The organism is Phytohabitans kaempferiae, from assembly GCF_042433955.1.
Taxonomy (GTDB): domain Bacteria; phylum Actinomycetota; class Actinomycetes; order Mycobacteriales; family Micromonosporaceae; genus Phytohabitans; species Phytohabitans kaempferiae.
The window spans coordinates 13,048-37,014 of record NZ_JBHLUH010000004.1 but is presented as its reverse complement, the minus strand read 5'-3'; the positions used below and the strand labels follow the sequence as shown (position 1 = coordinate 37,014).

The following is a 23,967-nucleotide window of genomic DNA, read 5'->3' as shown; positions in this document are numbered from 1 at the left end:
GGCCGGCCGTGCCAGGCGGCGGCGACGGGGTCGAATACCTCGACACGCAGCCGGAGTGGACGCCCACGCGGGCGCTCGGCCGGGCCGTGTTGATGACCGGTCTGCTGCTGATCGCGGGCGTACTGGCGGGCCGCGTCGACCTGGTGGTGCTGGCGATCCCGTTCGCGCTCGGCACCACCGTGGCACTGCACCGCCGCCCTCGGGAGCGGCCGAGGATCGCGCTGGAGGTCGACGAGGGCTACCTCGTGGAGGGTGCCGAGGCGGTGGCCGCGGTGACCGTGGGCAACCCCGAGGCGCCCGCGTACGACCTGGTGGTGGTCCGCACGCGCATCCCGCCGTGGCTGCGGATCAAAGACGGCGACCGCCCGGTCCTGATGACCCTCGCGCCGGGCGCGGTCGACCAGGTAGAGCTGCGCGGCGAGGCGCTGCGGTGGGGCCGCCATCCGCTCGGCCCGGCCGCCGCCCGCGCCGCCGCCTGCGACGGTCTGATGATCAGCCGGGCCGGCGTGGCGTACCCGCGGGGCGTCAAGGTGTACCCCGTCACCGAGCCCTTCGACGCCGACGAGGCGATGCCGCGCGCCGCCGGCCTGGTCGGTGGGCACCGGTCGCGGCGCCCGGGGGAGGGCGGCGAGCTGGCCGGCGTACGCGTCTTCCAGCCCGGCGACCGCCTGCGCCGCGTCGACTGGCGAGTGTCGCTGCGCGCCCGGCAGTTGCACGTCGCCGCCACGCTTTCCGACCGCGACGCCGAGGTGGTGCTGCTGCTCGACGTGCTCGCCGAGGCGGGGCGCTCCGGCGGCGTCGGGGGCACCGCGTCCGTGCTCGACACCACCGTGCGGGCCGCGGCCGCGATCGCCGAGCACTACCTGCACCGGGGCGACCGCGTGTCCATGCTGGAGTACGGCACGTCGGCCCGCCGCCTGCGCCCTGCCACAGGCCGCCGGCAGTACCTGACCGTGCTGGAGTGGCTGCTCGACGTCCAGGCCCAGCCGTCCCCGTACGAGCCGTACGACCAGGTCTTCGGCCCGCACCTGCTCTCCTCGGACGCGCTCGTGGTGGTCTTCACGCCGCTGGTCGACGGGCGGTCGGCGGAGATGCTGGCCCGGCTGGCCCGCTCCGGCCGGTTCGTACTGGCGGTCGACACGCTCCCGGAGGGGGTCGGCCCGCCGCGGCGCAGCGACTGGACCGACGTGGCTCATCGCTTCTGGCGGCTGGAGCGCGACAACACGATCGGCCAACTGCGCGAGCACGGTGTGCCGGTGGTGCGCTGGGCCGGCGCCGGCAGCCTCGACCTGGTGCTGCGCGACGTGGCCCGGATGGCCTCGGCGCCGAAGGGGGCACTCCGATGATCAACCGGGCCGCCACCGTACTCTCCCGGGCCACCGCCGGCCCCCTGTTCGTACGCGCGGGCGTGTTCGCGGTCGCGCTGGCCGCGCTCGTGGTGGGCTTCCCGGCGGAGATGCGCACCGGCTACTTCGTCGGCCTGCTCGTCCTCCTGGCCGGTGCCGCCGCGGTGCTCCCGAGCAGCCCGTGGGTCACCGTGGCCCTGCTGGTCGCGGTGGGGGGCTGGGCCACCTCGACGATCTGGTACGACGACCCGGTCGAGCTGTGGCGCCTGATCGCGCTCGCGTCGTTCCTCTACCTGACGCACAGCCTGGCCGCGCTCGCCGTGCTCTTGCCGTACGACGCCCGGGTCCCGTCTGAGGTCACCGTGCGGTGGCTCTCCCGGGCGCTGGCGGTCGTGCTCGGCTCGGCGGTGCTCACCGTGCTCGTGCTGAGCGCCGCCAACCGTGGTGGCGAGCGTGACCTGCTGGTGGCCGCGCTCGCCGGGCTCGGGGTCGCGATCGGCGCCACCGGGTTGCTCGCCTGGCTGCTCCGCCGTCGATCTTGACGGCCCGCCCGCCCGGAAAGCGCCCCGAAGTCGCCGAAAAGGCAGCCCGCTGGCGTCGAAAAGGCGGCCTTTCGGCGCCCGAAGTCGCCGAAAGCCGAGCGGGAGCGGTCGCCACGTGGTAGCAGCCGTCACACCGGTCGTATCGGCGGTCACAGATGGCGCCATGGACCAGGTGTAACGGCGCCCACAGGGGAATGATTGAGGTCGTGAATCCGCAACGGATCCTTGTGGTGGGGGCCGGCCACGTCGGCCTGTACGCGGCCCTGCGGCTGTGCCGGAAGCTCCGGGCGCGCGAGGCCGAGGTCACGGTCGTCGACCCGCAGCCGCACATGACGTATCAGCCGTTCCTGCCGGAAGCTGCGGCGGGAAACATCTCTCCCCGGCACTCGGTGGTGCCACTGCGTCGCGAGCTGAAGCGCTGCAAGATCGTCTCCGGCGCGGTCACCCGGATCGAGCACAGTCGAAAGATGGCCACCGTGCAGCCGATCATCGGGCCGCCGCTGGAGATCGAGTACGACCAGGTGATCGTGGCGCCCGGCTCGGTGTCCCGCACGCTGCCCATCCCCGGGCTGCGCGAGCACGGCATCGGCTTCAAGACCATCGGTGAGGCCATCTACCTGCGCAACCACGTGCTCGACCGGCTCGACGTCGCGGCCGTCACGACCGACCCGGAGACCCGGCGCCGCGCGCTGACGTTCGTCTTCGTCGGCGGTGGCTACGCCGGCATCGAGGCGCTGGCCGAGATGGAAGACATGGCGCGCGACGCGCTCAAGTACTACCCCGAGCTGACCGTCGCCGACATGCACTGGGTGCTGGTCGAGGCGACCCAGCGCGTGCTGCCCGAGGTCGATCGTGACATGGGCGCGTACACGGTGCAGCAGCTCCTCAAGCGCGGCCTGGACATTCGCCTCGACACGCGGCTCGACTCCTGTGTGGACGGTGTGGTGAAGCTGTCCGATGGCGACAGTTTCGCCTCCGACACCATCGTGTGGACGGCCGGCGTCAAGCCCTCGCCGATGCTCGACGACACCGACCTGCCCCGCGACGACAAGAAGCGGGTCACCTGCCTCCCGACGCTCCAGGTGGCCGACGGTGATCGCGTGGTCGAGGGGGCGTGGAGCGCCGGCGACTGCGCGGCGGTGCCCGACCTCACGGGGCCGCCCGGCACGTACTGCTCGCCCAGCGCCCAGCACGCCGTACGCCAGGCGGCGCGGATGGCCGACAACATCCGCGCGGTGATCCGGGGCAAGGAGCCGCTGCCGTACAAGCACAAGCACGCCGGCAGCGTCGCCAGCCTGGGCCTGCACAAGGGCGTCGCCCAGGTGTACGGCATCAAGCTCACCGGCCCGCTCGCCTGGTTCATGCACCGGACGTACCACGTGAGCCGGATCCCGTCGCTCAACCGCAAGGTCCGCGTGGTGATCGACTGGACGCTGGCCTTCTTCCTGCGCCGCGAGGTGGTGGCGCTGGGCCAGCTGCACGACCCGCGCGACGAGTTCACCGAGGTGACGCCGAAGGTGGGTTAGCCCACCTTCCAGGTCCAGGCGTCGGCGATCACGGTGCTGGGGCCGAAGAGCGCCTCCAGCGTGGCCACCAGGTCTTCGCGGTGTGGTTGGTCCGCGGCGACGGCCACGCAGGAGGCGCCCCAGAAGGCGACGTCGGCGCGGGCCGCCTGGCGCTGCGGCTCGCCCACCGCCGGGCGCCCGCCCTGCTTCGCCACCTGCGCCAGTAGCTGCGAGGTGGGGCGCTTGTAAGTGCCCATCGACGCCCGCCCTTGCCGGCCGTAGGGCCCGATGAAGAACCCCTCGGGGACGCCGAACTCCGTGTCGGCCGCCGCCGCCCACCGCATCGCCCACGGCTCCGGTGGCGTCGGCAGGGGTACGGGCACCAGCACGCCCCCCGGCTCGACACACTGCCGCCAGTGCCCGCCGGCGATGAACTGGGGCAGCGGCGGGCGCTCCTCGGTCGGCAGCGGCTTGGGGAAGATCGCGAGCAGTGACACGACGACCGCGGCCGGTACGAGAAGGCGCACCGGCCGGGAGACGTGCGCCCGCGCCCGGTCGAACACGAGTACCACCAGCGTCGCCACCAGCGGCAGCAGCACCAGTGCGAAGCGCATTGGCAGCGCGCCCTCGACCACCGGCAGCCCCACCAGCGCGAGGTACGGCCCGGGGATGGACGTGCGCTCGCCGTCGATCACCATCTTGGGCCCGAGCGAGAGCCACGCCATCACGATGCCCGCGGCGGCGGTGGCCCGTACGAGCGGCTCGCGGAACAGCCAGATCACGCTGCCCACGGTGACCAGCAGGAGCGGCCAGCCGAGGAAGGTGTTGTACTCCGCCGATCCCGTCGAGAGCCGGGCCGCCTCCGGCGTGCCGAGCACCGAGAGTGGTGAGATGGCGGCCCAACTGAGCAGGTCGGCGGAGAAGTAGTAGGCGCTGAACACGCCGTTGGGCACGCTGCCCGGCCCGCTGAACTGGAACCACAGCGGATAGACCAGCGCGGCGCCGGCCGCCGAGACCGCGATCAGCATGCCGGCCACGAAGGTGGGCAGCACGCGGCGGGCGTACGCGAGGCGCGACAGCCCGTACCCGATGGCGAGGAGGACCATGGTCACGGCGGTGAGGAACAGTACCTCCTCGCCGATGAAGACCTGGATGGTCACGACGGCGGCCAGCCACAGCGCGGAGGTCAGCACGCGGCGGCGGTCGACGCCCTCCGGCCGGGCGGCCGGGTCGGCGGCCCGGGCCAGCCGCACCACGAGCCACACCATGACCGGCACCAGCCACTGGGCGGTCATGTGGAGGTGGCTGTTGTTCTGCGAGATGATGCCCGGCCCGAAGCCGCACAGCCCGGCCCCGAGCGCCGAGGCCAGCCGGCTGCCGCGGAGCACGCGGGTGAAGAGGAAGTACCAGGCGATCGCGGTGGCCGCGAGGTTGCCACCGGCGATGAGCGCGAAGGTCACCGGTACCCCGAACGCGAGCGTGACCGGCGTGAAGATCGTGCCGAGCGCGATCACGGTGGTGTTGTTGAGGAGGTTGACCCCGTCGGGCGTGTTGAGCCGGTCGGTCAGCAGCCCCCAGTCGCCGAAGGCGAACTTGGTGTCGGCGGCCAGAAACCACTCGTAGAGCGTCTGGTCCTCCGGATTGAGGGCGAGCACGCGCTCGTTGGGGTTGGGCCAGAGCCCGTGCGTGACCCAGGCGGCGAGCGCCACGAATGCCACGCAGACCGCGAGGTCGCGCGCGTGTGACCTGGCCAGCGAGGCGATCCTGGTCCGCACCGAGCCGGTGACGTTGGTGGTGCGAGGGGCCGGAGTGGTGGAGTGTGCGGCCTGGCCGGCCTGGGATTGCGCGGCGCGGGCTGTGCTGGTCACGGCCTCGACCCTAGTGCCCGCCGAGCCGTCCGGGTGCGTCCTGGTGGCCCTCGACCCGCTACCGTGGCATTCTGCGCGAACATTGTTTCTGCCCACGCCGGCCCGGGTGGTGGAACGGCAGACACGGCCGCCTTAAAAGCGGCTGCCGCGAGGCATGCGGGTTCGAGTCCCGCCCCGGGCACCGTCGGGCACGGCGTTCGCGCCATGGCGCGAGGCATGCGGGTTCGAGTCCTGGCGGTACCAGCACCGGCACCACCGGGTACGGCGTGCGCGCCATGGCGCGAGGCATGCGGGTTCGAGTCCCGGCGGTACCAGCACCGGCACCACCGGGTACGGCGTTCGCGCCATGGCGCGAGGCATGCGGGTTCGAGTCCCGGCAGTACCAGCACCGGCACCTTTGCGGCGCGTGCGGCGCCTGGGCTGGCGAGGCGCCCCAGGTAGGTGGTCTCCCTGTTTGTCGCGATTGGCGTTTACCCTTGGTGGGGCACGGAGTTGTGCACTAAACCCTGTCAGGGAGGCTTGACGTGAAGACTTCCAACCCGGTGCTGGCCCGGCTCGGCCAAGCGGCCGAGCGCGAGCGGGCTGCCGGGTACGCCCCGGTCGGTCCGCACGGCCAGCCCGGATACGACGCACCGTACCCGACGACCGACTACCCGGCCGCTCCCCCCACTGTGCGGCCGATGACCGTTGACGACGTCGTCGTCAAGACCGTCACCCTGCTCGGCATCGTCGGCGTTTCCGCGGCCGCCGCGTGGACGCTGATTCCCGACTCGCTGGCCGGGGCAGCCTGGATCGGCGCGGCGCTGATCGGCCTCGCGCTCGGCCTGGTCATCTCCTTCTCCCGGATGGCCAACCCCGCGCTGGTCGTGGCCTACGCGGTCGTCGAGGGCGTCTTCGTCGGCATGGTGAGCAAGGCGTTCGAGTCGTTGTACGACGGCATCGTGCTCCAAGCGGTCACCGCCACGTTCGGCGTCTTCTTCCTGATGGCGATCCTCTACAAGATCCGCGCGATCCGGGCGACCCCCCGGTTCGTCCGCGGCGTGGTGGCGGCGATGGCCGGCCTCTTCGCCGTGATGCTGATCAACCTCGTGCTCGCGCTGTTCGACATCAACACCGGACTGCGCGACGGCAGCCCGCTGGCGATCGGCTTCAGTCTCGTCTGCATCGTGGTGGCGTCGCTGAGCTTCATCCTCAGCTTCCACGAGGTCGAAGAGGGCGTGCGGATGGGTCTGCCGCAGCGTTACTCCTGGGTGGCGTCGTTCGGCATCCTGGTGAGCCTGATCTGGCTCTACCTGGAGATGCTGCGCCTCATCAGCTACTTCCAGGGCGACGACTGACCGTCTGAAAGTATGCGAGGGCGCCCCCGAGCGGGGGCGCCCTCGGCGTTTGTCAGGAGTACGCGTGGAGCTGCGGCGGGCGGTCGACCTCTTCGTCGGCCAGACCGGTCACTGGATGGCGTCCCGCTGGGCGGTGCCGGCCGGGCCGGAGGGCACGCGGGGCGACCTCGTACACGCCCTGGTGCAGCGGATTGCCGACCTGGCCGCCGACGCGGAGGGCGAGCCGCGCCGGCCGGTGCCCCGGCTGGTCGCCGACCCGGCGCTGACCGACCAACTGCGCGTGGTCGCCGCCGACCTGCTCGCCGCCGCGCCCCCCGAGCCGGTCATCGCCACGGCCGTCGCCGACGTGCGGGCGGTGCAGGCCACGCTCAGCTAGGAGAAAGCGCGACGCGACGGCGGAGGGTGAGGCTGCGGGAGCAGCGGCCTGGACGACGGCGGACATCGCGGTAGCCCAGGTCTGTCTCTTGGCGCAGGTCCTTCAGCTCGTCAGCTGAGCCGCTCCAGCACCATCGCCATGCCCTGGCCGCCGCCGACGCACATGGTCTCCAGGCCGATCGTCTTGTCGTGCCAGTCGAGCGCGTTGAGCAGCGTCCCGGTGATCCGGGCGCCGGTCATGCCGAACGGATGCCCGACCGCGATGGCGCCGCCCATGACGTTGAGCTTTTCCAGCGGGATCGACAGGTCGCGGTACGACGGGATCACCTGCGCCGCGAACGCCTCGTTGATCTCGACCAGGTCGACGTCGTCGATGGTCATGCCGGCCCTCGCGAGCGCCTGGCGGGATGCCTCCACCGGGCCGAGCCCCATGATCTCGGGGGAGAGCGCGGTGACGCCGGTGGAGACGATGCGGGCGAGCGGCGTGATGCCGAGATCGCGGGCGCGCGTCTCGCTCATCACGACCACCGCGGCCGCGCCGTCGTTGAGCGGGCAGCAGTTGCCGGCGGTGATCCGGCCATCCGGGCGGAATACCGGCTTGAGCCCCGCGGCGCCATCCAGGGTCACGCCGGCGCGGGGACCGTCGTCGGCGCTCACCACCTCGCCGGAGGGGACGGTGACCGGTGTGATCTCGCGCGCCCAGAAGCCGTCGGCGATGGCCTTCTCGGCGAGGTTCTGGCTGCGTACGCCGAACTCGTCCATCTCCTCGCGGGTCACGCCGTAGATCTGGGCGAGGTTTTCCGCGGTCTGCCCCATGGCCAGGTAGATGTCGGGTATGTCGCCGGTGTCCCGCGGGTCCTGCCACACGGGCGCGCCGGCCTGCGTACGATCCGCCGATCGGGCCCGCGCCTGGGCGAAGAGCGGGTTTTCCCAACCGCCTCCGACCAGCGCCTGAGCCTCGGGCGGCAGCCCGTCGGAGTTGCCCCGGGCGTATCGGGAGACGCACTCCACGCCCGCCGAGATGAAGACGTCGCCCTCGCCGGCGGCGATCGCGTGGAACGCCATCCGCGTGGTCTGCAACGACGAGGCGCAGTAGCGGGTCAGCGTCGCGCCGGGGAGCCGGTCGTAGCCGAGCATCGTGGCCACCACGCGGGCCATGTTGAACCCCTGCTCGCCGCCGGGCAGGCCGCAACCGAGGTAGAGGTCGTCGATCTCGGCGGGGTCGAGCTGGGGCACCTTGTCGAGGGCGGCCCGGACGATCGTGGCGGCCAAGTCGTCGGGGCGGACCTCGCGCAGTGAACCCTTGTGTGCCCGGCCGATGGGCGAGCGAGCGGTGGCGACGATGACGGCGTTCGGCATACCGCTACCGTACTCGCCGGTAACTTCAGCGGGAAGTGGGAACCACCGCTCGGATCACCGCCGGCAGCAGTGCGTGCGCCCACACGCGGTAGCCGTCGGCCGAGGGGTGGAAGCCGTCGTAGCAGAGCGTGCCCGCGTCGGCCCGGAACACCGCGCCGGTCTCGCTGGCCAGGTCGACCACCGTGCCACCTGCCGCGCGAACGGCCCTGGCCTGCGCCCGGGCGATCCGCCGCCCCAGCCAGCCGGTGATCTGGCGCAGCGGAGGGGCGATGGCGCGCGCGGCGCCGAGGTCGGGACACGTGCCGACGACCACCTCGACGCTCGCGTCCCGCAACCGGCGGACCGCGGCGCCCAGGTAGGCGGCGGCCTCCGCGGGGCGGCGGAGCGAGGTCGCGTCGTTGGCGCCGATCAGGATCACCACCACGTCGGGGCGCCCGCCGAGCAGTGCCCGCGCCACCTGCGTGGCCAGATCAGTGCAGCGGGAGCCGGAGACGCCGACGCTGGAGAGCTGCACGTGCCGGGCGGGCAGAGTCGGTGTGCCCTCGGAGAGCATCGTGGCGAGCTGGCCCCCGAGCGTGTCGGCGAGCTGCTCCACGCCCACGCCAAGCGAGGACGAGTCGCCCATCAGCACCAGCCGCAGCGGCGGGGCGCCCTCCGGGCCCATCGTGGTGCGCAGCGCCAGCCCCAGCTCAGGCTGGGCGTATCGCCGGTTACGGGCGATGACCGCCTCGCCGGCCAGCAGCGCGGCACCGCCGACAGTACCGGCGACCAGCGTGATCACCGTCGCGCGGCCCAGCTGTCGCGCCGTGGGCATGCCGTTGTCCTCTCGTCTCGTTTGAGGTGGTACCCGCTCGTCGGCGGGAGAACCACCCCTGCCCGGTCAGTCTCGCTCGTGGCCGCAGGTGACGGACCCCTCCAAGGGTACGGTGGCATCGACAGAGGTCTCGGCCTCCTCCGCCCGGGAATGGCCAAACCGTGCCGAGCGCCGCCGCAGCCGCGCCCACCGCCCCTCCGGGCCGCGGTCGCGCCCGGCCACCTGGGCGCCACTGACCTCGGTGCCGGGCTGGCGGGCGGCCTCCTGCGCGGCCTGTGGCAGCGACCGTACGCCCTCGCCGGGCGCGAGCACCAGGCGCCGCTCCTCCGCCGCGCCCAGGGCCGCCAGCACGGTGGGCAGCAGCGCGGCGGCCGCCATCGCGTATCCGTCCGCGGAGGGGTGGAAGTGGTCCCACGAGAAGAGCCGGAGCGGCTCGGCCGTGAAGCGGGGGCCGAGTAGGTCGCCGAGCGACACCGTCCAGCCGCCCGCCTCGACCACCGCCACCGTCTGGGCGGCGGCGAGATGGCGGCTCCAGTGCCGGGTCAGCCACCGCAGCGGCGGCTTGATCGGGCGGATCGTGCCCAGATCGGGGCAGGTGCCGACGACCACCTCGGCACCGGCGGCGCGCAGGTCGCGTACGGCGTTGACGAGATGGCGCACGGCGGTGCTGGTGGGCACGCGGTGCGTGACGTCGTTGCCGCCGACCAGGATGATCGCCAGGTCGGGCCGGATTTCGAGCGCCGCCTCGACCTGGCGGCCGAGCCCGACGGACATCGCGCCGACCACGGCGAAACGGTGCAGCCGCACCGGGCGCCGCAACCGGCGGGAGACGCCGGTGGCGAGCAGTGCACCGGGGGTCTCGCGCGGGCGGCGCACGCCGTACCCCGCCGCGGAGGAGTCGCCGAGCACCACCATCGTGATCGGCTTGCCGGGGAGCCGCGGCCCGTAGACCCCGTCACCGCGGGGCGGCGGCGCCTCGGCCTGCGGGATCACCCGCCGGGCGGCCTTGGCCTGCCCCACGATCACGCCCACGCCCATCGCCGCGGCGGCACCGGTCACGCCGACCCCGGCCCCGACCAATATCGCCGCCCGCCGCGCGAGCAGCCACGGATCCCCCCGCCTCGGACTCATCAGCGCCCCCCGCCGCCGTTTATCTCCTGAGGCTTACGAGGTTATCGCGGCGGCACGACACGCTTGGGGTTTGTAGCCGCGGGGCACTATGGACTGATGGGTAGGACCTTGAACCGCACGGCGGCGTTCACCGCGCTCGGCCGGGCGCTGACCGCGGGGGCGCGGGGTGGGCCGTCGCTTGGCGCACGCCTGGCCGCCCTCCCGCGCATGATGTGGGCCACGATGGCCGGGCGCTACGACGGCGGCGTGCGGCTGGCGATGATGGTCGCCGCGACCGCGTACGTGGCGTCGCCGATCGACCTCGTGCCGGAGGCGTTTCTGCTCGTGGTCGGCTTGATCGACGATGCGGTGGTGATCGCCTGGCTGGCCGGTGCGATCTTGGCGGAGACCGAGCGTTTCCTGGAGTGGGACGCCAGGCAGCGGAGCTACGTCCCAGGGCACGTAGTCTGACCAGGTGCGCTACTACGACAACGTCGTCGAGTTGATCGGCAACACCCCGCTGGTCAGGCTGCGAAACGTCACCGCCGGCATCCAGGCGATGGTCCTTGCCAAGGTCGAATACGTAAACCCCGGCGGCTCCGTGAAGGACCGCATCGCACTCAAGATGGTCGAGGAGGCCGAGGCCGCCGGGCTGCTCAAGCCGGGCGGCACGATCGTCGAGCCGACGAGCGGCAACACCGGCATCGGCCTCGCACTCGTCGCCCAACTGCGCGGATACAAGTGCGTGTTCGTCTGTCCTGACAAGGTGAGCCAGGACAAGCAGGACGTGCTCCGGGCGTACGGGGCCGAGGTCGTGGTCTGCCCCACCGCGGTCGCCCCCGAGGACCCCCGGTCGTACTACAACGTCTCCGACCGGCTGGCCCGGGAGATCCCCGGCGCGTGGAAGCCCAACCAGTACGCCAACGCGGCCAACCCCCGCTCGCACTACGAGACCACCGGCCCCGAGCTGTGGGAGCAGACCGAGGGGCGGATCACGCACTTCGTCGCGGGCGTGGGCACCGGCGGCACGATCTCCGGCGCCGGGCGATACCTCAAGGAGGTCTCCGGCGGCGCGGTGAAGGTGATCGGCGCCGACCCGGAGGGCTCGGTGTACTCGGGCGGCACCGGCCGGCCGTACCTGGTCGAGGGGGTCGGCGAAGACTTCTGGCCGGAGACGTACGACCGGTCGATCTGTGACGAGATCGTCGAGGTGTCGGACCGGGCTTCGTTCGACCTCACGCGGCGGCTCGCCCGCGAGGAGGGGCTGCTGGTCGGCGGCTCGTGCGGGATGGCGGCCCAGGCGGCGCTCGAGGTGGCCCGCCGTGCCGGCCCCGACGACGTGGTGGTGGTGCTGCTGCCGGACGGCGGCCGCGGCTACCTCTCGAAGATTTTCAACGACGGGTGGATGGCCCGCTACGGCTTCCTGGACAGCGGCAGCGCGGAGCCGACCGTGCTCGACGCGCTATCCAGCAAGCCGGGCGGGCTGCCGTCGCTGGTGCACGTACATCCGACCGAGACGGTCCGGGACGCGATCGACTACATGCGCGAGTACGCGGTCTCCCAGCTGCCCGTGCTCAAGGCCGAGCCGCCGGTCGTCACCGGTGAGGTGGCCGGCTCGATCGCGGAGAAGGACCTGCTCGACGCCCTCTTCACCGGCCAGGCCCACCTGCACGACACGATCGAGCGGCACATGGGCCCCGCGCTGCCGATGGTCGGCGGCGGGCAGCCGGTGAGCGAGGCGGTACGCCTGCTGGAAAAGTCGGACGCCGCGCTGGTGCTGGTCGACGGCAAGCCCCAGGGCGTGCTGACCCGCCAGGACCTGCTCGCCCACCTCGGGGCGCGCTAGCTTCCCGCCAGGAGCCGGCTCAACGGTCCAGCTCGGCCGGGACCGTCACGACGTCGACGAGCGCGCCCTTACGCAGCACGGTGAGCGGAAGGCGAGTGCCGATCGCCGGGCCGAGCATGAGCCGTTGGAGGGCCTGCACGTTGCTCACCGGGCGCCCGCCCGCGGAGAGGATCACGTCGCCGAGGTAGATCCCCGCCACACCGGCGGGGCTGCCCGGCACGACCTCGACCACGCGCAGGCCCGCCTTCTGGCCGAGGCGCTCGGCGAGCGGGGGTTGCAGCGGCACGGGTACGCCGGCCACGCCCAGCCAGGCCCGGCGGACCCGGCGGTTGGCGACCAGCTCGCCGATGATCTGACGAGTGGTCGAGTTGATCGGCACGGCGAGCCCCAGGCCGTATCCGGCGACCGCCGTGTTGACGCCCACCACGCGCCCGGCCGAGTCAGCGAGCGCGCCGCCCGAGTTGCCGGGGTTGAGTGCGGCGTCGGTCTGGATCACGTCGTCGATCAGCCGTACGTTGCGGCCGTCGCGGGCCGGGATCGACCGCCCGAGGGCGGACACCACGCCGGCGGTGACCGAGCCGGCCAGCCCCATCGGGTTGCCCACCGCGACCACGAGCTGCCCGATCCGCAGCCCGTCGGCGTCGCCCAGCTCGGCCGGGGGAGCGCCGACCGCGTGCGCCCGGAGGACGGCGAGGTCGGAGAGGGGATCGGCGCCCACCACGTCGAACCGCGTCTCCAGCCCGTCGCCGAAGGTCGCGGTGCCACCGGTCGCGCCGGCCACCACGTGCGCGCTGGTGAGGAGGAATCCGTCGTCGGTGAAGGTGACCGCCGAGCCGGCACCGCCACCACGGGCGGTGCGGACGGCGAGGGCGGCCACGCTCGGCAGCACTCGCTCGGCCACACCGGTGACGACCTGCGAGTACGCGTCGAGCGCCGCCCGCTCGATTTCGCGTTCGGTGCTCATGATGCTGGCAACGCACCGGCTGCGAGCGCCATGCCCGGCTGTCATCCGCTCTGAGCGAACGCCCCTTTCGGGCTGCTCATACGATCTTGTGGAGGCGGGTTCCGGGCCATGGTGAAAAAGACTCATTAATACCCCGAAAGTGGCAATCTACCTGCGTCGCACAAGCTGTCCGATCAGGCAGCTCGCGAACCACGTTGACTAGGCGTGGCTCCCGAAAGGGGGACGGACGGAATGGTCAGCATTGACCACACGGAGCCGACCGACGTGGTGGACCGCTTGCTCTGGCGAGACGCACAAACCATGCTCGGCCGGCACGCACAACCCGACCACGACGGCAAGTGTGTCTGGTGCGGCTCGGAGTGGCCCTGCCAACCCAGACGGCTCGCCCAACGCGCCGAGGCGGCATCCCGCCGGCCCTGGCGCGAGGCGTGGACGGCACGGCACGACCTGAACGGGCTCCGCGCACTACCCGGGTGGCGCGAAGACCTGGGCGGGGCGGGCCGGTGGGGTCCCACCAACCGCGGCCCCTTCGACTGACACTTCGAGACTTCTACACCCGCGGTCGACGCCGAGGTGCCCCGCCAGCACCGAGGCGCCCCGCAAGGCCCACCCAAGCTTGGAGACCGGCAAGCCTCCGTCGGTCCGGCGCCTCCGGCCAGGCGTTTCCCCCGGTTTGGGTTGGGTACGGCGGGCGAGGGTACGTGGTCACCGGTTCCCCCGCATACATCGGTCACGTACTCTCGCCCAGCCGATCCTCCGGACACCTTCCTAGAGCGGGTGGGCGTACCGGATCTGGTGCACCAGCGCCGGTCCGATGTAGTCCTCCCGCCGCGCCCCGTCGGGCCGCCATCCGCCGCGCTCGTAGAAGCCGCGCGCGTGCGCGTTCTGCTCCAGGACCCAGAGCACCGCGTGGTGCCAGCCGGCCGCGGCGAGCTTCTCCAGCGCGTCGGCCATCAGCGCGCCGCCCACGCCCTGCCCCTGCACCTGCGGCGAGACGTGGATCGCCTGCAGGATGCCGGTGCCGGGCTCCTCGTCCGGCCCCAGGTAGGTGAAGCCCACCACACCGTCGCCCTCGGCCGCCACGGTCAACTGGTGGGTCTCGCGCTCGTAGCGCCACCGCTCGGTCCAGTAGTCGATCGAGCTGGACACCGGCATCGCGGTGAGCGCCTCGCGCGGGATGAAGCCCGAGTATGCCGCGGCACGCGACTGGTAGTGCAACGTCCCGACAGCGGTCAGGTCCCGCTCGCCCGCGGATCGGATCGTGAACCCCATTGTTCCGAGGCTATCTGGACCCGCGGCGGTACCGGCACCGTCATGAGATCCTCCGCGACCACCAGATCGCCGTCGAAGTGCTCCCGCGCCTCCGCCACGAAGCGCGCCGGATCGTCGTAGCGCTGGGAGAAGTGGGTGAGCACGAGTCGCCGTACCCCCGACTCGGTGGCGACGCGCGCGGCCTGGGCCGCGGTGAGGTGGCCGACCTGGGCGGCCATCGCGGCGTCCTCGGTCAGGAAGGTGGCCTCGATGACCAGCATGTCGACCCGCTCGGCCAGCGCGAACACGTTGTCGCACAGCCCGGTGTCCATCACGAACGCGAACTTCTGCCCGGGGCGCGGCGCGCTCACCTCGTCGATGTGCACACGGCGCCCGTCGAGGTCGAGGTGGCCGCGGCGGATGAGCTCCCCGACGGCTGGACCGGCTATCTGGTACGCGGCCAGCCGCTCCGGCAGCATGCGCCGCCCGTCCGGCTCGGTGAGCCGGTAGCCGTAGGTCTCGACGGAGTGGTGGAGGTGGCGCGCCTCGATCATGATCTCGCTCTGCGGCCCGCTCGGCATCGGCTCACTGGTGATCGGGCCGTCGCCGGTGATCGGGGCTTCGCGGATGTCGGCCTGGTCGTAGAAGCTCGTCGCGTACCGCAGGCGGGCGAAGAAGTGCGCGCCGCCGGCCGGGAAGTGGGCGACCACCGGATGCGGCACCCGGTCGAGCGAGATGCGCTGGATCACACCGGGCAGCCCGAGGCTGTGGTCGCCGTGAAAGTGGGTCACGCAGATCCGCGTCACATCGGAGGCGGCGACGCCCGCCCGGAGCATCTGGCGCTGCGTGCCTTCGCCCGGGTCGAAGAGGATGCCCTCCCGGTCCCACCGGAGCAGGTAGCCGTTGTGGTTGCGGTGGCGGGTAGGCACCTGGCTGGCCGTGCCGAGCACCACGAACTCACGCACGCTGCCTCCCCTCGACCGGCTCGGAAATGCAGCGACCCCCGGGGCTTCCGCGCGCTCGCGCGGGCCGGCTGGACTGGGCCGGCACCCCGGGGGTCGGGTGGCTGACTTGGATTCGCCGCACCGCTGCCACACGGTCTCGACGACGTGCTGTGTCAAGGACAGCGGCTAGCGGACAGCCACCTCACGAGTCCTATTGCTACACAAAGCTGGACCACCTCCCTTCCCGTGTACCGCCACGCTATCCACCGCGACAGTTGATCGGCAACGGCTATTTCGCCACACGGCCAGCCCGGCGCCGAGCCCTCAGGACTCCGTCTTGGAGTCCGAAGGATGCTCCGTATCGGGCTTGTGGCTATCTCTGCCCCGACACGTAGGCGGTCCAAAGATCAACTGCTTGGTGAAGATCCAGTGCGGCGACCTGCTCACGTGGAAGACCAGCCGTGTAGATCAAACGCTCGGCGAGCCAGGCTGGGACGGGCTCTCTCGGTTGTGCCTGGGGAACAGTGATGTCGCCGGCCAGTCGGCCCAGCCGTTCTACGACCTTGGCTAGGGTCGCTAATCCAGGCTTGGCCTCGGACGCGTCATGGAGACGAGCGGTCGCTTCGCGGTAGATCTCGGCGTCGGCGCGCTCACCGACGGCCCAGACCTCGCAGATCTCGATCCCCTTGTCGTCCGTGATGCGGTAGATGACCCGCCAGGTGTTGCGTCCGACGATCAGCTTCCGAAAGCCGCTTAGTGCGCCACCGAGCGGATAGCCGGCCTCCGCGTTCTCGGCGAGGAGGAGGATCTTCTTGAGAACCTTGGGAACAGCCTCGGGACCGATGCGTCGCAGATCGTCGATGGCTGCGTCAGTGAAGGTGATCTCAGCCATCGGTCACTGGTCGTCTGGGAGCTCTTGGATTGACTCCCGGGTGTGGCCGAAGGCCGTGAGAACGTCGTCGAAAGACGTGCGCCGGCCGTCGTCTGTGGCTGAGCGAGCGAGTACTAGCGCAAGGTCGTGCAGGTCCGCCACGGCTTCTTCGATCTCGGCGAGTCGACGCATGCTGACGACGGCCACCACAGGCTTCTGTCTGCGTGTTACCACGACGTCCGACCCGTGCTCCGCGTCGGACACCAGGCCGGCAACGCCTCGTTGAGCTGCTTCGGTCACGCTCACCTGGCGAGGATCGTGGAGGATCGTCACGCGCAAACTGTATAGGAATCTGTACAGAGTGGCCAAGCCTGGCTGGAGATTCGCATGCGATCACTCAGCGGGCGAGTGGGAAAGAGGCCCCGACGAGACGTCGTGGGCCTCCCCCGACTATGGCTCAACCTTCAGTCTTGGCCACGCCGATCGGGCAGGTCATGCCAGTGGGGCCGTGGTTGCAGTACCCGTTGGGGTTTTTGTCATTTGAAAGGTACTGCTGGTGGTAGTCCTCGGCGTAGTAGTACTCGTCGAGCGGGGCGATCTCGGTCGTGATCTCGCCGCGGCCGCTGCGGGCGACCACCGGGGCGAAGGCCGCCTTCGACGCCTCCGCCACCACGCGCTGCTCGTCGGTCGTGGTGTAGATCGTCGAGCGGTACTGCGTGCCGACGTCGTTGCCCTGCCGCATGCCCTGGGTCGGGTCGTGGTTCTCCCAGAAGACCTTCAGCAGCTGCTCGTATCCGATTTGGCTGGGGTCGTAGACGACCTGGACGACCTCGGCGTGTGCGGTCTGGCCGGAGCAGACCTCCTCGTAAGTGGGGTTGGGCGTGTAGCCGCCCGCGTAACCGACCGAGGTGGAGATCACGCCGGGGAGACTCCAGAACAGGCGCTCGGCGCCCCAGAAACAGCCCATCCCGAAGACCGCCACCTCCGCGCTCTCCGGCCAGGGGCCGCGCAACGGGGTGCCGAGCACGGTGTGGCGGTCGGCTACCGGCATCTCGATCGAGCGGCCGGGCAGGGCCTGGTCGGGGGAGGGCACTTCATGCTTCATCCGCCGCAAGAACACTGCGAGCTCCTTTCTCCGCTGTCTGTAACACCGCGTGCCGGCCAACCCTTACCAAGGGTCTGGTTACCCCAGAGCGGCGCAGATCTTCCCGGCGTACTCGCGGGCCTCGTCGCCTGAGGCGTACCTGGTGCGCGGCCAGAAGAAGCCGCGGAGGCCGTCGCCCTTGGTGCGGGGCACCACATGTACGTGGAGGTGGGCGACCGACTGCGACACCTTGTTGTTCATCGCCACAAACGTGCCGCCGGCTCCCAGACCCTCCTCGACCGCCACCGCGACGCGCTGCACCAGGCCGAAGAAGGGGGCGAGCTGGTCGGCGGGGAGGTCGGCGAGGACGACGGCGTGGTCGCGGGGTACCACGAGCGTGTGGCCCTTGAAGACCGGCCTGGTGTCGAGGAACGCGAAGCCCGCGGGCTCGTCCGCCACCACGAAATTGGGGACGGAGCCGGCGAGGATGCCACAGAACAAGCAGTCAGCCACTCCGGAAGGGTAGGCCAGCGGCCGGATAGCCTGGGCATCGTGACGCGGCGAGTGGTGATCGCAGTGCTGGGGCCGGTGACCTGGAGTCCGCCTGGCGTAGACCCGGCGACCTGGCGCGCCGCGTTCGCCGAAGACGTCGTCGACCTGCTGGCCACGCTCAACGAGGTGGAGCCGGCCATCGCCGCGCTCGCCGCCGACCGTGCGCTGGCCGAGTCGGTGGCATGGCCTTCGATGCCGGTGTACGAGGTGCCGGATCTCACCGCCGGTGCGATCTTCGCGGCGGCGGCCAAGGACGGCTTCGACCAGGCGGCTGCCGTGGCGGCCGACGCGCCGGACGTGCCCGGGCTGCTGCTGGGCAAGCTGCTGCGCCCACTCACCACGCGCCCGATCGCGGTCGCTCCCGCCGACCCGGGGCCCGGGCTGCTGGGGATGGCGGCGCGGCTGCCCGCCCCGGACTGGCTGCCCGCCGTCGACCTGGACGGTGGCTCGATCGCCGGGGTGCGGTCGGCCGCGCCCCACCTGCCGGACGTCGGGTCGAGCCCGGGGTGGCGGCGCCTGCGCGGCCCGGCCGACCTGGCCACGCTCGACCCCGCCGTCGAGGGCTGGGAGACGACCCGCGCACTGCTCTCCGCCTGACTGCGGCGCGGCGGGCCGACGGCCGTCGAAGCACGCGGGCCCTGCCCCCGCCTGGTGGCGGTGCGCAGGGCCCGAGCGGTGAGCCTGTGAGTTACAGCCCGAGGTCGCCGAGGTCGCCCAGGTCGAGCTGGGACCGCGCGAAGGTCTGCGGGTCGGCGAAGTCGTCTTCCGACGGGAGCAGGTCGGGGTGGCCCCACAGGGCGTCGCGGCCGGCGGTGCCCCGGTGCTCGGTGAGGGCCGCCCACAGCGCTGCGGCCTCGCGCAGCCGGCGGGGACGCAGCTCAAGGCCGACCAGCGCGGCGAAGGTCTGCTCCGCCGGACCGCCCGCCGCGCGGCGGCGGCGGAAGGCCTCACCGAGGCGTACGACATTGGGGAGGCGGTCGGCGGCGGCCTGGTCGACCACGTGGCAGACCCAGCCCTCGACCAGTGCGAGCGCGGTCTCCAGCCGGGCCAGCGCCGCCTTCTGCGCGGGCGTGTCTTCCGGTGTGAAGATGCCCTCGAGCGCGATCGCCTGCATCGACTCCGGGTTGGTGGGGTCGATGCGGCTCATCGCCTCCTCGATGGCCTCGCGGTTGACCGTGATGCCCACCGCGTACGTCTCGACGGCCGTCAGGACATGCCCGCGCAGCCACGGCACGTGCTGGAACAGGCGCTGGTGGGCCGCCTCGCGCAGCGCCACGTAGAGGCGCACCTCGTCGAGGGGAAGCTCGAGCCCCTTGCCGTACTCACTGATGTTGGCCGGGACGAGCGCGGCCGTGCCGGCCGGTGCGAGGGGGAGGCCGATGTCGCCGGCGGAGAGCACCTCGGCGGCGAGTGAGCCGAGCGCCTGGCCCAGCTGGCCGCCGAAGAGCGCGCCACCGAGCGTGGTGACCATCGACTGCATCGGGCCGAGCTGGGCGCGCGCCTCCGGCGGCACCAGGTCGCCCATCGCGGCCACCATGCGGCCGGCGACCGGGTCGCACAGCTTGCGCCACACGTCGAGCGTGTTGTAGATCCACTCGTTGCGGGTCCAGGCGACCGAGGTGCGGATGCCCGAGGGGAGCGCGGCGGCCGGCTCAAGCCACAGATCGGCCAGGCGGAGCGCCTCGTCGACCTCGTTGCGCTCGTATATGTTGACCGCCGGGTCGGCCGAGCCGAGCTGACTCACAGCGACCTGGCGGGCAAGGTCCCAGTTGACCGGGCCGCTGCCCGGCGTCGCGAGCAACTGCTGCAGCTGAGCCATGAACTGCTGCATCTGCTGCGGATCGTTGGGGTCGGGCGGCTGGGCGCCCGGGAGAGCGAAGCCGAACGGGATATCAGGCACGTCACCAACGGTACGCCCGGCCCCGTCCCAACGCGCGGCCCGCGCTCTCAGCTCAGGGTGAAACCCGGGTATGTACGCTTCGCGCATGAGACGTCGCGGTGTCACGGTTCTCCTCGGCGCGTTGATAACCGCGCTGTTGAGTGCTGGGGTGCTGGCCGCCCCGATTCCGTACGTGGTGCTCGGTCCCGGCCCCACGGTCGACACGCTGGGCAAGGACGACGGCAAAGAGGTCATTCAGGTCACCGGCGCCCAAACCACCACCTCGGCGGGGCAGTTGCGGCTGACCACCGTGGGCGTGCAGCCCGACGTCAAGTTGCTCTCCGCGATCGCCGGCTGGTTCAGCGACGAGGAGGCGGTCGTACCGCGCGAGCTGATCTACCCGCCGGACCAGACCGAGCAGCAGGTGGAGGAGCGCAACGCGGAGGACTTCCGGGCATCGCAGAGCAGCGCCGAGACCGCCGCGCTGCGCGAGCTGGGATTTCCGGTACAGGTGTCGGTCAAGAACGTCACCGCCGGCGGCCCCTCCGAAGGCATCCTGAGCGCCGGCGACGTGATCACCAAGGTCGGCGACCAGGCGGTGACGAGCGCGCCCAAGCTCACCGAGCTGATTCGGGCCAAGCCGGCCGGCACGGAGCTGTCCATCGAGTACACGCGGGGCGACGCGACGGCCACCGCGAAGATCACTTCCCGCGCGGCCGACGGCGAGCCGCCGCGGATCGGGGTGGAGATCGAGTCGAAGCAGCCGCATCCGTTCGAGCTCAAGATCGACCTGGAGGAGATCGGCGGGCCGAGCGCGGGCCTGATGTTCGCGCTGGGCATCATCGACAAGATCGAGTCTGACGACCTCACCGGCGGCAAGATCATCGCGGGTACCGGCACGATCGACGACGAAGGCAACGTGGGCCCGATCGGCGGCATCCCGCAGAAGCTCGTGGGCGCCAAGGAGGCGGGCGCGGTGGTCTTCCTGACCCCGGCCGACAACTGCGCCGAGGCCAGGGCCAACGCCCGCCCCGGCCTTCCGCTGGTCAAGGTGGCCACGCTCAAAGAGGCGCTCGCCGCCCTGAAGACGCTCCGTGACGGCGGCCAGCCGACGCTGTGCTGAGACGACCCTCCGCGGGGCCGCGGCACGCGTAAGACCCGCAGGGTAGGGCTGGGGCGCGTGACTTTCAGGTACACCCCGTACTGTAGGTGCCTGATCGGAGCGGATCAGTCAACAAGCGTGCGGAGCTTACCGTGGTCATGCGTAGCAGTCCTCTGCCGAGAATGAGCCGGCGGGGCCGCGTCACCGTCGGCGTCCTCATTGGGGTGTTCCTACTTTTCACCTTGATGGGCTGGGCGGTCGAGGTGTGGACCGACTGGCTATGGTTCGACGAGGTCGACTACACGCAGGTCTACACCGGCGTGTTGACCACCCGGATCCTGCTCTTCCTCGCCATCGGCCTCGCCATGGCCGTGGTCGTGGGCGGCAACCTCTATCTCGCCTACCGGCTGCGCCCCCTGCTGCGGCCGCACTCGGCGGAGCAGGCGACGCTCGAGCGGTACCGGATGGTGTTGAGCCCCCGCATCGGCACGTGGATCGCGGTACTCTCCGTGATCATCGGCCTCTTCGCCGGCCTCTCCGGCCAGAGCCGGTGGCGCGACTGGCTGCTTTTCCGCAACTCGACGCCGTTCGGGGTCCAGGACCCCGAGTTCAACATCGACGTCAGCTTCTACGTCTTCGAGTACCCCTTCTGGCGATACGTGCTCGGCGTCGGCTTCACCGCCGTCGTGCTCTCGGTGCTCGGCGCCCTCGCCGTCCACTACATCTTCGGCGGCGTGCGGCTACAGGGCATCGGCGACCGCATGACGACCGCCGCGCGCGCCCACCTGACCTCGCTGGTGGCGGCGTTCGTGCTGCTCAAGGCCATCGCGTACGTGCTGGACCGGCGCGCCCTCCTGCTCGAGCAGGACCCGCCCAACCTCTACGGCGCGGGCTACGCCGACATCAACGCGCTGCTGCCGGCCAAGGAGATCCTGGCGTACATCTCGGTGGTCGTGGCCATCGCGATCATCGTGTTCTCCAACGCGGTCATGCGTAACCTCGTGTGGCCCGGCGTCTCGCTCGCGCTGCTCGGCATCTCGGCGGTCGCGATCGGCGGCATCTACCCGTGGGCGGTGCAGACCTTCGAGGTCAACCCCAGCCTCCGCGACAAGGAGCGCGACTACATCGAGCGGAGCATCAACGCGACGCGCGACGCGTTCGGGCTCAGAGATGCCGCCGTAGAGGGATACAACGCCACCAATCTTCGGCCGCCGCCCGAGCTTGCCACCGACACGTCGGTCGTGCCCAACATCCGGCTGCTCGACCCCGAGCTCGTCTCCCAGTCGTACACGCAGCTCCAGCAGGTCCGTGGCTTCTACGACTTCGGGCAGAAGCTCGACATCGACCGGTACACGATCAACGGCAAGACCCAGGACTACGTGGTCGGTGTCCGCGAGATCAACTACAGCCGCCTCACCGCCCAGCAGGGCAACTGGCTCAACCGCCACACCGTCTACACGCACGGCTTCGGGCTGGTCGGCGCGCCGGCCAACCAGGTGGTCTGTGGCGGCCAGCCCTACTTCGTCTCCGGCTTCCTCGGTGACGACCAGACCGCCGAGCAGTGCGCCTCGCGGACCGAGCAGATCGACGTCGAGCAGCCGCGCATCTACTACGGCGAGCGGGTCGGCGGCGGCCAGCAGGGCGCCGACTACGCGATCGTGGGGCAGACCGACCCCGAGCGCAACGTCGAGTACGACCGCCCCACCGGCGGCGGTGACGACCAGGGCATCAACTACACGTACACCGGCGAGGGCGGTGTCGAGATCGGCTCGTTCATGCGGCGGCTGCTCTACGGCATCAAGGAGCGGGAGTCCAACTTCCTGCTCTCCGACGCGGTCAACGACAACTCCAAGCTGCTGTACGTGCGTAACCCCCGCGACCGCGTGGAGAAGGTGGCGCCGTTCCTCACCATGGACGGCGACCCGTACCCCGCGATGGTCAACGGCCGCATCGTGTGGATCCTCGACGGCTACACCACGGCCGGCACCTACCCGTACTCCCAGCGGGTCAACCTCCAGACCGAGACGGCCGACGAGCTGACCAACGTGGGCACGTTCCAGCTCGCCCGGGAAAACGTCAACTACATCCGCAACTCGGTCAAGGCCACGGTGGACGCGTACGACGGCACGGTCCGGCTGTACGAGTTCGACGAGGCCGACCCGGTGCTCAAGGCGTGGAACAAGGCGTTCGGCGGCGACCTGGTGACGCCTAAGTCGGAAACGCCGGCCGAGCTGTCCGCGCACTTCCGCTACCCGGCTGACCTCTTCAAGGTGCAGCGCAACCTGATGGCCCGCTTCCACGTGACCGACCCGGGCGAGTTCTTCAACGGGTCGGACTTCTGGGAGGTGCCCAATACGCCGGACGCCCCCGACACGGGCGTGAAGCAGCCGCCGTACTACCTGTACACCGAGTTCCCCAACCAGGGAGAGCCGCGCTTCCAGATCACCTCGGCGGTCACCCCACTCGGCCGGCAGAACCTGGCCGCGATCATCTCCGGCTCCTACGTCGACGGCAAGCCACAGTTGCAGGTGTGGGAGCTGCCCGACCAGACGGCGGTGCAGGGCCCGGTGCAGGTCCACCAACGGATGACCAACACCAACGCCCAGATCAGACAGGACCTCAACCTGCTCTCGTCGAACCAGGCGCAGGTGCTCTACGGCAACCTGCTCTCCCTCCCGTTCGGCGGCGGCATGCTCTACGTCGAGCCGGTCTACGTGAAGAGCAACCAGGAGAACGCCTACCCGGTGCTCCAGAAGGTCCTGATGTCGTACGGCGACGGTGGCTCGTACGTCGTGCTGGCCAACTCGCTGAAGGAAGGCATCGACCAACTCGTCGAACTCGGCAAGTCCGGCCAGCCGCCGCAGCAGCCGCCGCAGGGCGAAAATCCGCCCGAGGGCGAAAACCCGCCGCAGCAGCCACCGGGCAACATGACGCTCACGCCTGAGCTGGCAGCCGCCGCGGCGAAGGTCGAGCAGGCGTGGACCGAGGTCAAGGCGGCCCGGGCCGCCAACGACTTCGAGCGCGAGGGCCGCGCCCTGCGAGCCTTCGACGCGGCGATGGCCGAGTTCCAGTCCGCGCTGGACGCCGCCAACCGCCCGGCCAACAACGCCACACCGGCACCGACCGGCACGGCAGCCTCACCACCGGCATCCCCGTCAGCGACACCAGGGGGCGGCTGACCTGCGGATATCCCGCGCGCGGCACGCCATGCTCGCCCC

The 23,967-nt window shown here is 71.1% G+C and carries 22 protein-coding genes and 1 tRNA gene; 11 read left to right on the top strand and 12 right to left on the bottom strand.

Annotated features, from left to right (window positions below):
- Positions 1-8 precede the first annotated feature (8 nt).
- From ACFFIA_RS01260 to ACFFIA_RS01250, 3 genes are all read left to right on the top strand, one after another.
- On the top strand, positions 9-1,346 hold the full coding sequence (locus ACFFIA_RS01260; RefSeq protein ID WP_377245624.1) for a DUF58 domain-containing protein: 1,338 nt from the start codon (positions 9-11) through the stop codon (positions 1,344-1,346).
- A complete protein-coding gene (locus ACFFIA_RS01255; RefSeq protein ID WP_377243956.1) occupies positions 1,343-1,888 on the top strand; it encodes a hypothetical protein in 546 nt (181 codons plus the stop codon). Before ACFFIA_RS01260 ends, ACFFIA_RS01255 begins: the two co-directional genes overlap by 4 nt.
- A gap of 206 nt (positions 1,889-2,094) precedes the next feature.
- Positions 2,095-3,414 (top strand): NAD(P)/FAD-dependent oxidoreductase, encoded by a 1,320-nt coding sequence (locus ACFFIA_RS01250; RefSeq protein ID WP_377243953.1) that lies wholly within the window; start codon positions 2,095-2,097, stop codon positions 3,412-3,414.
- Here the strand turns inward: ACFFIA_RS01250 and ACFFIA_RS01245 are convergent.
- A complete protein-coding gene (locus ACFFIA_RS01245; RefSeq protein WP_377243950.1) occupies positions 3,411-5,261 on the bottom strand; it encodes a hypothetical protein in 1,851 nt (616 codons plus the stop codon). The two genes, ACFFIA_RS01250 and ACFFIA_RS01245, sit on opposite strands and share 4 nt — an antisense overlap.
- Before the next feature lie 100 nt (positions 5,262-5,361).
- Between ACFFIA_RS01245 and ACFFIA_RS01240 the strand changes: the two genes are divergently transcribed.
- The 3 genes from ACFFIA_RS01240 (at position 5,362) to ACFFIA_RS01230 (ending at position 6,974) form a co-directional block, all read left to right on the top strand.
- A tRNA-Leu gene (locus ACFFIA_RS01240) sits at positions 5,362-5,442 on the top strand.
- A 343-nt stretch (positions 5,443-5,785) separates the two neighbouring features.
- Positions 5,786-6,598, top strand: a complete 813-nt coding sequence (locus ACFFIA_RS01235; RefSeq protein ID WP_377243947.1) for a Bax inhibitor-1/YccA family protein — start codon at positions 5,786-5,788, stop codon at positions 6,596-6,598.
- A 115-nt stretch (positions 6,599-6,713) separates the two neighbouring features.
- Positions 6,714-6,974 carry a hypothetical protein gene (locus tag ACFFIA_RS01230; protein ID WP_377245621.1) on the top strand — a complete coding sequence of 87 codons (261 nt, stop codon included), beginning with the start codon at positions 6,714-6,716 and terminating at the stop codon, positions 6,972-6,974.
- Between the two features lie 110 nt (positions 6,975-7,084).
- On the opposite strand, the gene ACFFIA_RS01225 is transcribed toward ACFFIA_RS01230, so the two are convergent.
- The 3 genes from ACFFIA_RS01225 to ACFFIA_RS01215 all read right to left on the bottom strand — a co-directional run bounded on the left by ACFFIA_RS01225 (position 7,085) and on the right by ACFFIA_RS01215 (position 10,277).
- Positions 7,085-8,332 (bottom strand): acetyl-CoA C-acetyltransferase, encoded by a 1,248-nt coding sequence (locus ACFFIA_RS01225; protein WP_377243944.1) that lies wholly within the window; start codon positions 8,330-8,332, stop codon positions 7,085-7,087.
- Positions 8,333-8,357: 25 nt separating this feature from the next.
- Positions 8,358-9,146, bottom strand: a complete 789-nt coding sequence (locus ACFFIA_RS01220; protein WP_377243941.1) for an SGNH/GDSL hydrolase family protein — start codon at positions 9,144-9,146, stop codon at positions 8,358-8,360.
- A gap of 66 nt (positions 9,147-9,212) precedes the next feature.
- A complete protein-coding gene (locus ACFFIA_RS01215; protein WP_377243938.1) occupies positions 9,213-10,277 on the bottom strand; it encodes an SGNH/GDSL hydrolase family protein in 1,065 nt (354 codons plus the stop codon).
- Positions 10,278-10,373: 96 nt separating this feature from the next.
- Between ACFFIA_RS01215 and ACFFIA_RS01210 the strand changes: the two genes are divergently transcribed.
- Positions 10,374-10,727, top strand: coding sequence for a YkvA family protein (locus ACFFIA_RS01210; RefSeq protein ID WP_377243935.1), 354 nt, complete (start codon positions 10,374-10,376; stop codon positions 10,725-10,727).
- A gap of 4 nt (positions 10,728-10,731) precedes the next feature.
- Positions 10,732-12,102, top strand: coding sequence for a cystathionine beta-synthase (locus ACFFIA_RS01205; protein ID WP_377243932.1), 1,371 nt, complete (start codon positions 10,732-10,734; stop codon positions 12,100-12,102).
- A 19-nt stretch (positions 12,103-12,121) separates the two neighbouring features.
- On the opposite strand, the gene ACFFIA_RS01200 is transcribed toward ACFFIA_RS01205, so the two are convergent.
- The 7 genes from ACFFIA_RS01200 to ACFFIA_RS01170 all read right to left on the bottom strand — a co-directional run bounded on the left by ACFFIA_RS01200 (position 12,122) and on the right by ACFFIA_RS01170 (position 17,717).
- Positions 12,122-13,066: a S1C family serine protease gene (locus ACFFIA_RS01200; RefSeq protein ID WP_377243929.1), complete on the bottom strand. Its 945-nt coding sequence runs from the start codon at positions 13,064-13,066 to the stop codon at positions 12,122-12,124.
- 768 nt (positions 13,067-13,834) lie between these two features.
- Positions 13,835-14,338, bottom strand: a complete 504-nt coding sequence (locus ACFFIA_RS01195; RefSeq protein ID WP_377243926.1) for a GNAT family N-acetyltransferase — start codon at positions 14,336-14,338, stop codon at positions 13,835-13,837.
- Positions 14,299-15,282: a ribonuclease Z gene (locus ACFFIA_RS01190; RefSeq protein WP_377243923.1), complete on the bottom strand. Its 984-nt coding sequence runs from the start codon at positions 15,280-15,282 to the stop codon at positions 14,299-14,301. Before ACFFIA_RS01190 ends, ACFFIA_RS01195 begins: the two co-directional genes overlap by 40 nt.
- A 352-nt stretch (positions 15,283-15,634) precedes the next feature.
- Positions 15,635-16,153: a type II toxin-antitoxin system RelE family toxin gene (locus ACFFIA_RS01185; RefSeq protein ID WP_377243920.1), complete on the bottom strand. Its 519-nt coding sequence runs from the start codon at positions 16,151-16,153 to the stop codon at positions 15,635-15,637.
- Positions 16,154-16,156: 3 nt separating this feature from the next.
- Complete coding sequence (locus ACFFIA_RS01180; protein ID WP_377243917.1) at positions 16,157-16,465, bottom strand: type II toxin-antitoxin system prevent-host-death family antitoxin; 309 nt, start codon at positions 16,463-16,465, stop codon at positions 16,157-16,159.
- A gap of 124 nt (positions 16,466-16,589) precedes the next feature.
- Complete coding sequence (gene msrA, locus ACFFIA_RS01175; protein WP_377243914.1) at positions 16,590-17,252, bottom strand: peptide-methionine (S)-S-oxide reductase MsrA; 663 nt, start codon at positions 17,250-17,252, stop codon at positions 16,590-16,592.
- A 63-nt stretch (positions 17,253-17,315) separates the two neighbouring features.
- Positions 17,316-17,717, bottom strand: a complete 402-nt coding sequence (locus ACFFIA_RS01170; protein ID WP_377245618.1) for an HIT family protein — start codon at positions 17,715-17,717, stop codon at positions 17,316-17,318.
- Positions 17,718-17,768: 51 nt separating this feature from the next.
- Between ACFFIA_RS01170 and ACFFIA_RS01165 the strand changes: the two genes are divergently transcribed.
- Positions 17,769-18,365, top strand: a complete 597-nt coding sequence (locus tag ACFFIA_RS01165; protein WP_377243911.1) for a hypothetical protein — start codon at positions 17,769-17,771, stop codon at positions 18,363-18,365.
- Between the two features lie 91 nt (positions 18,366-18,456).
- Here the strand turns inward: ACFFIA_RS01165 and ACFFIA_RS01160 are convergent, their stop codons facing one another.
- On the bottom strand, positions 18,457-19,599 hold the full coding sequence (locus ACFFIA_RS01160) for a zinc-dependent metalloprotease (RefSeq protein ID WP_512700713.1): 1,143 nt from the start codon (positions 19,597-19,599) through the stop codon (positions 18,457-18,459).
- 154 nt (positions 19,600-19,753) lie between these two features.
- Between ACFFIA_RS01160 and ACFFIA_RS01155 the strand changes: the two genes are divergently transcribed.
- Positions 19,754-20,770, top strand: coding sequence for a YlbL family protein (locus tag ACFFIA_RS01155; RefSeq protein ID WP_377243905.1), 1,017 nt, complete (start codon positions 19,754-19,756; stop codon positions 20,768-20,770).
- A gap of 137 nt (positions 20,771-20,907) precedes the next feature.
- Positions 20,908-23,928, top strand: a complete 3,021-nt coding sequence (locus tag ACFFIA_RS01150) for a UPF0182 family membrane protein (RefSeq protein WP_377243902.1) — start codon at positions 20,908-20,910, stop codon at positions 23,926-23,928.
- Positions 23,929-23,967: the final 39 nt, after the last annotated feature.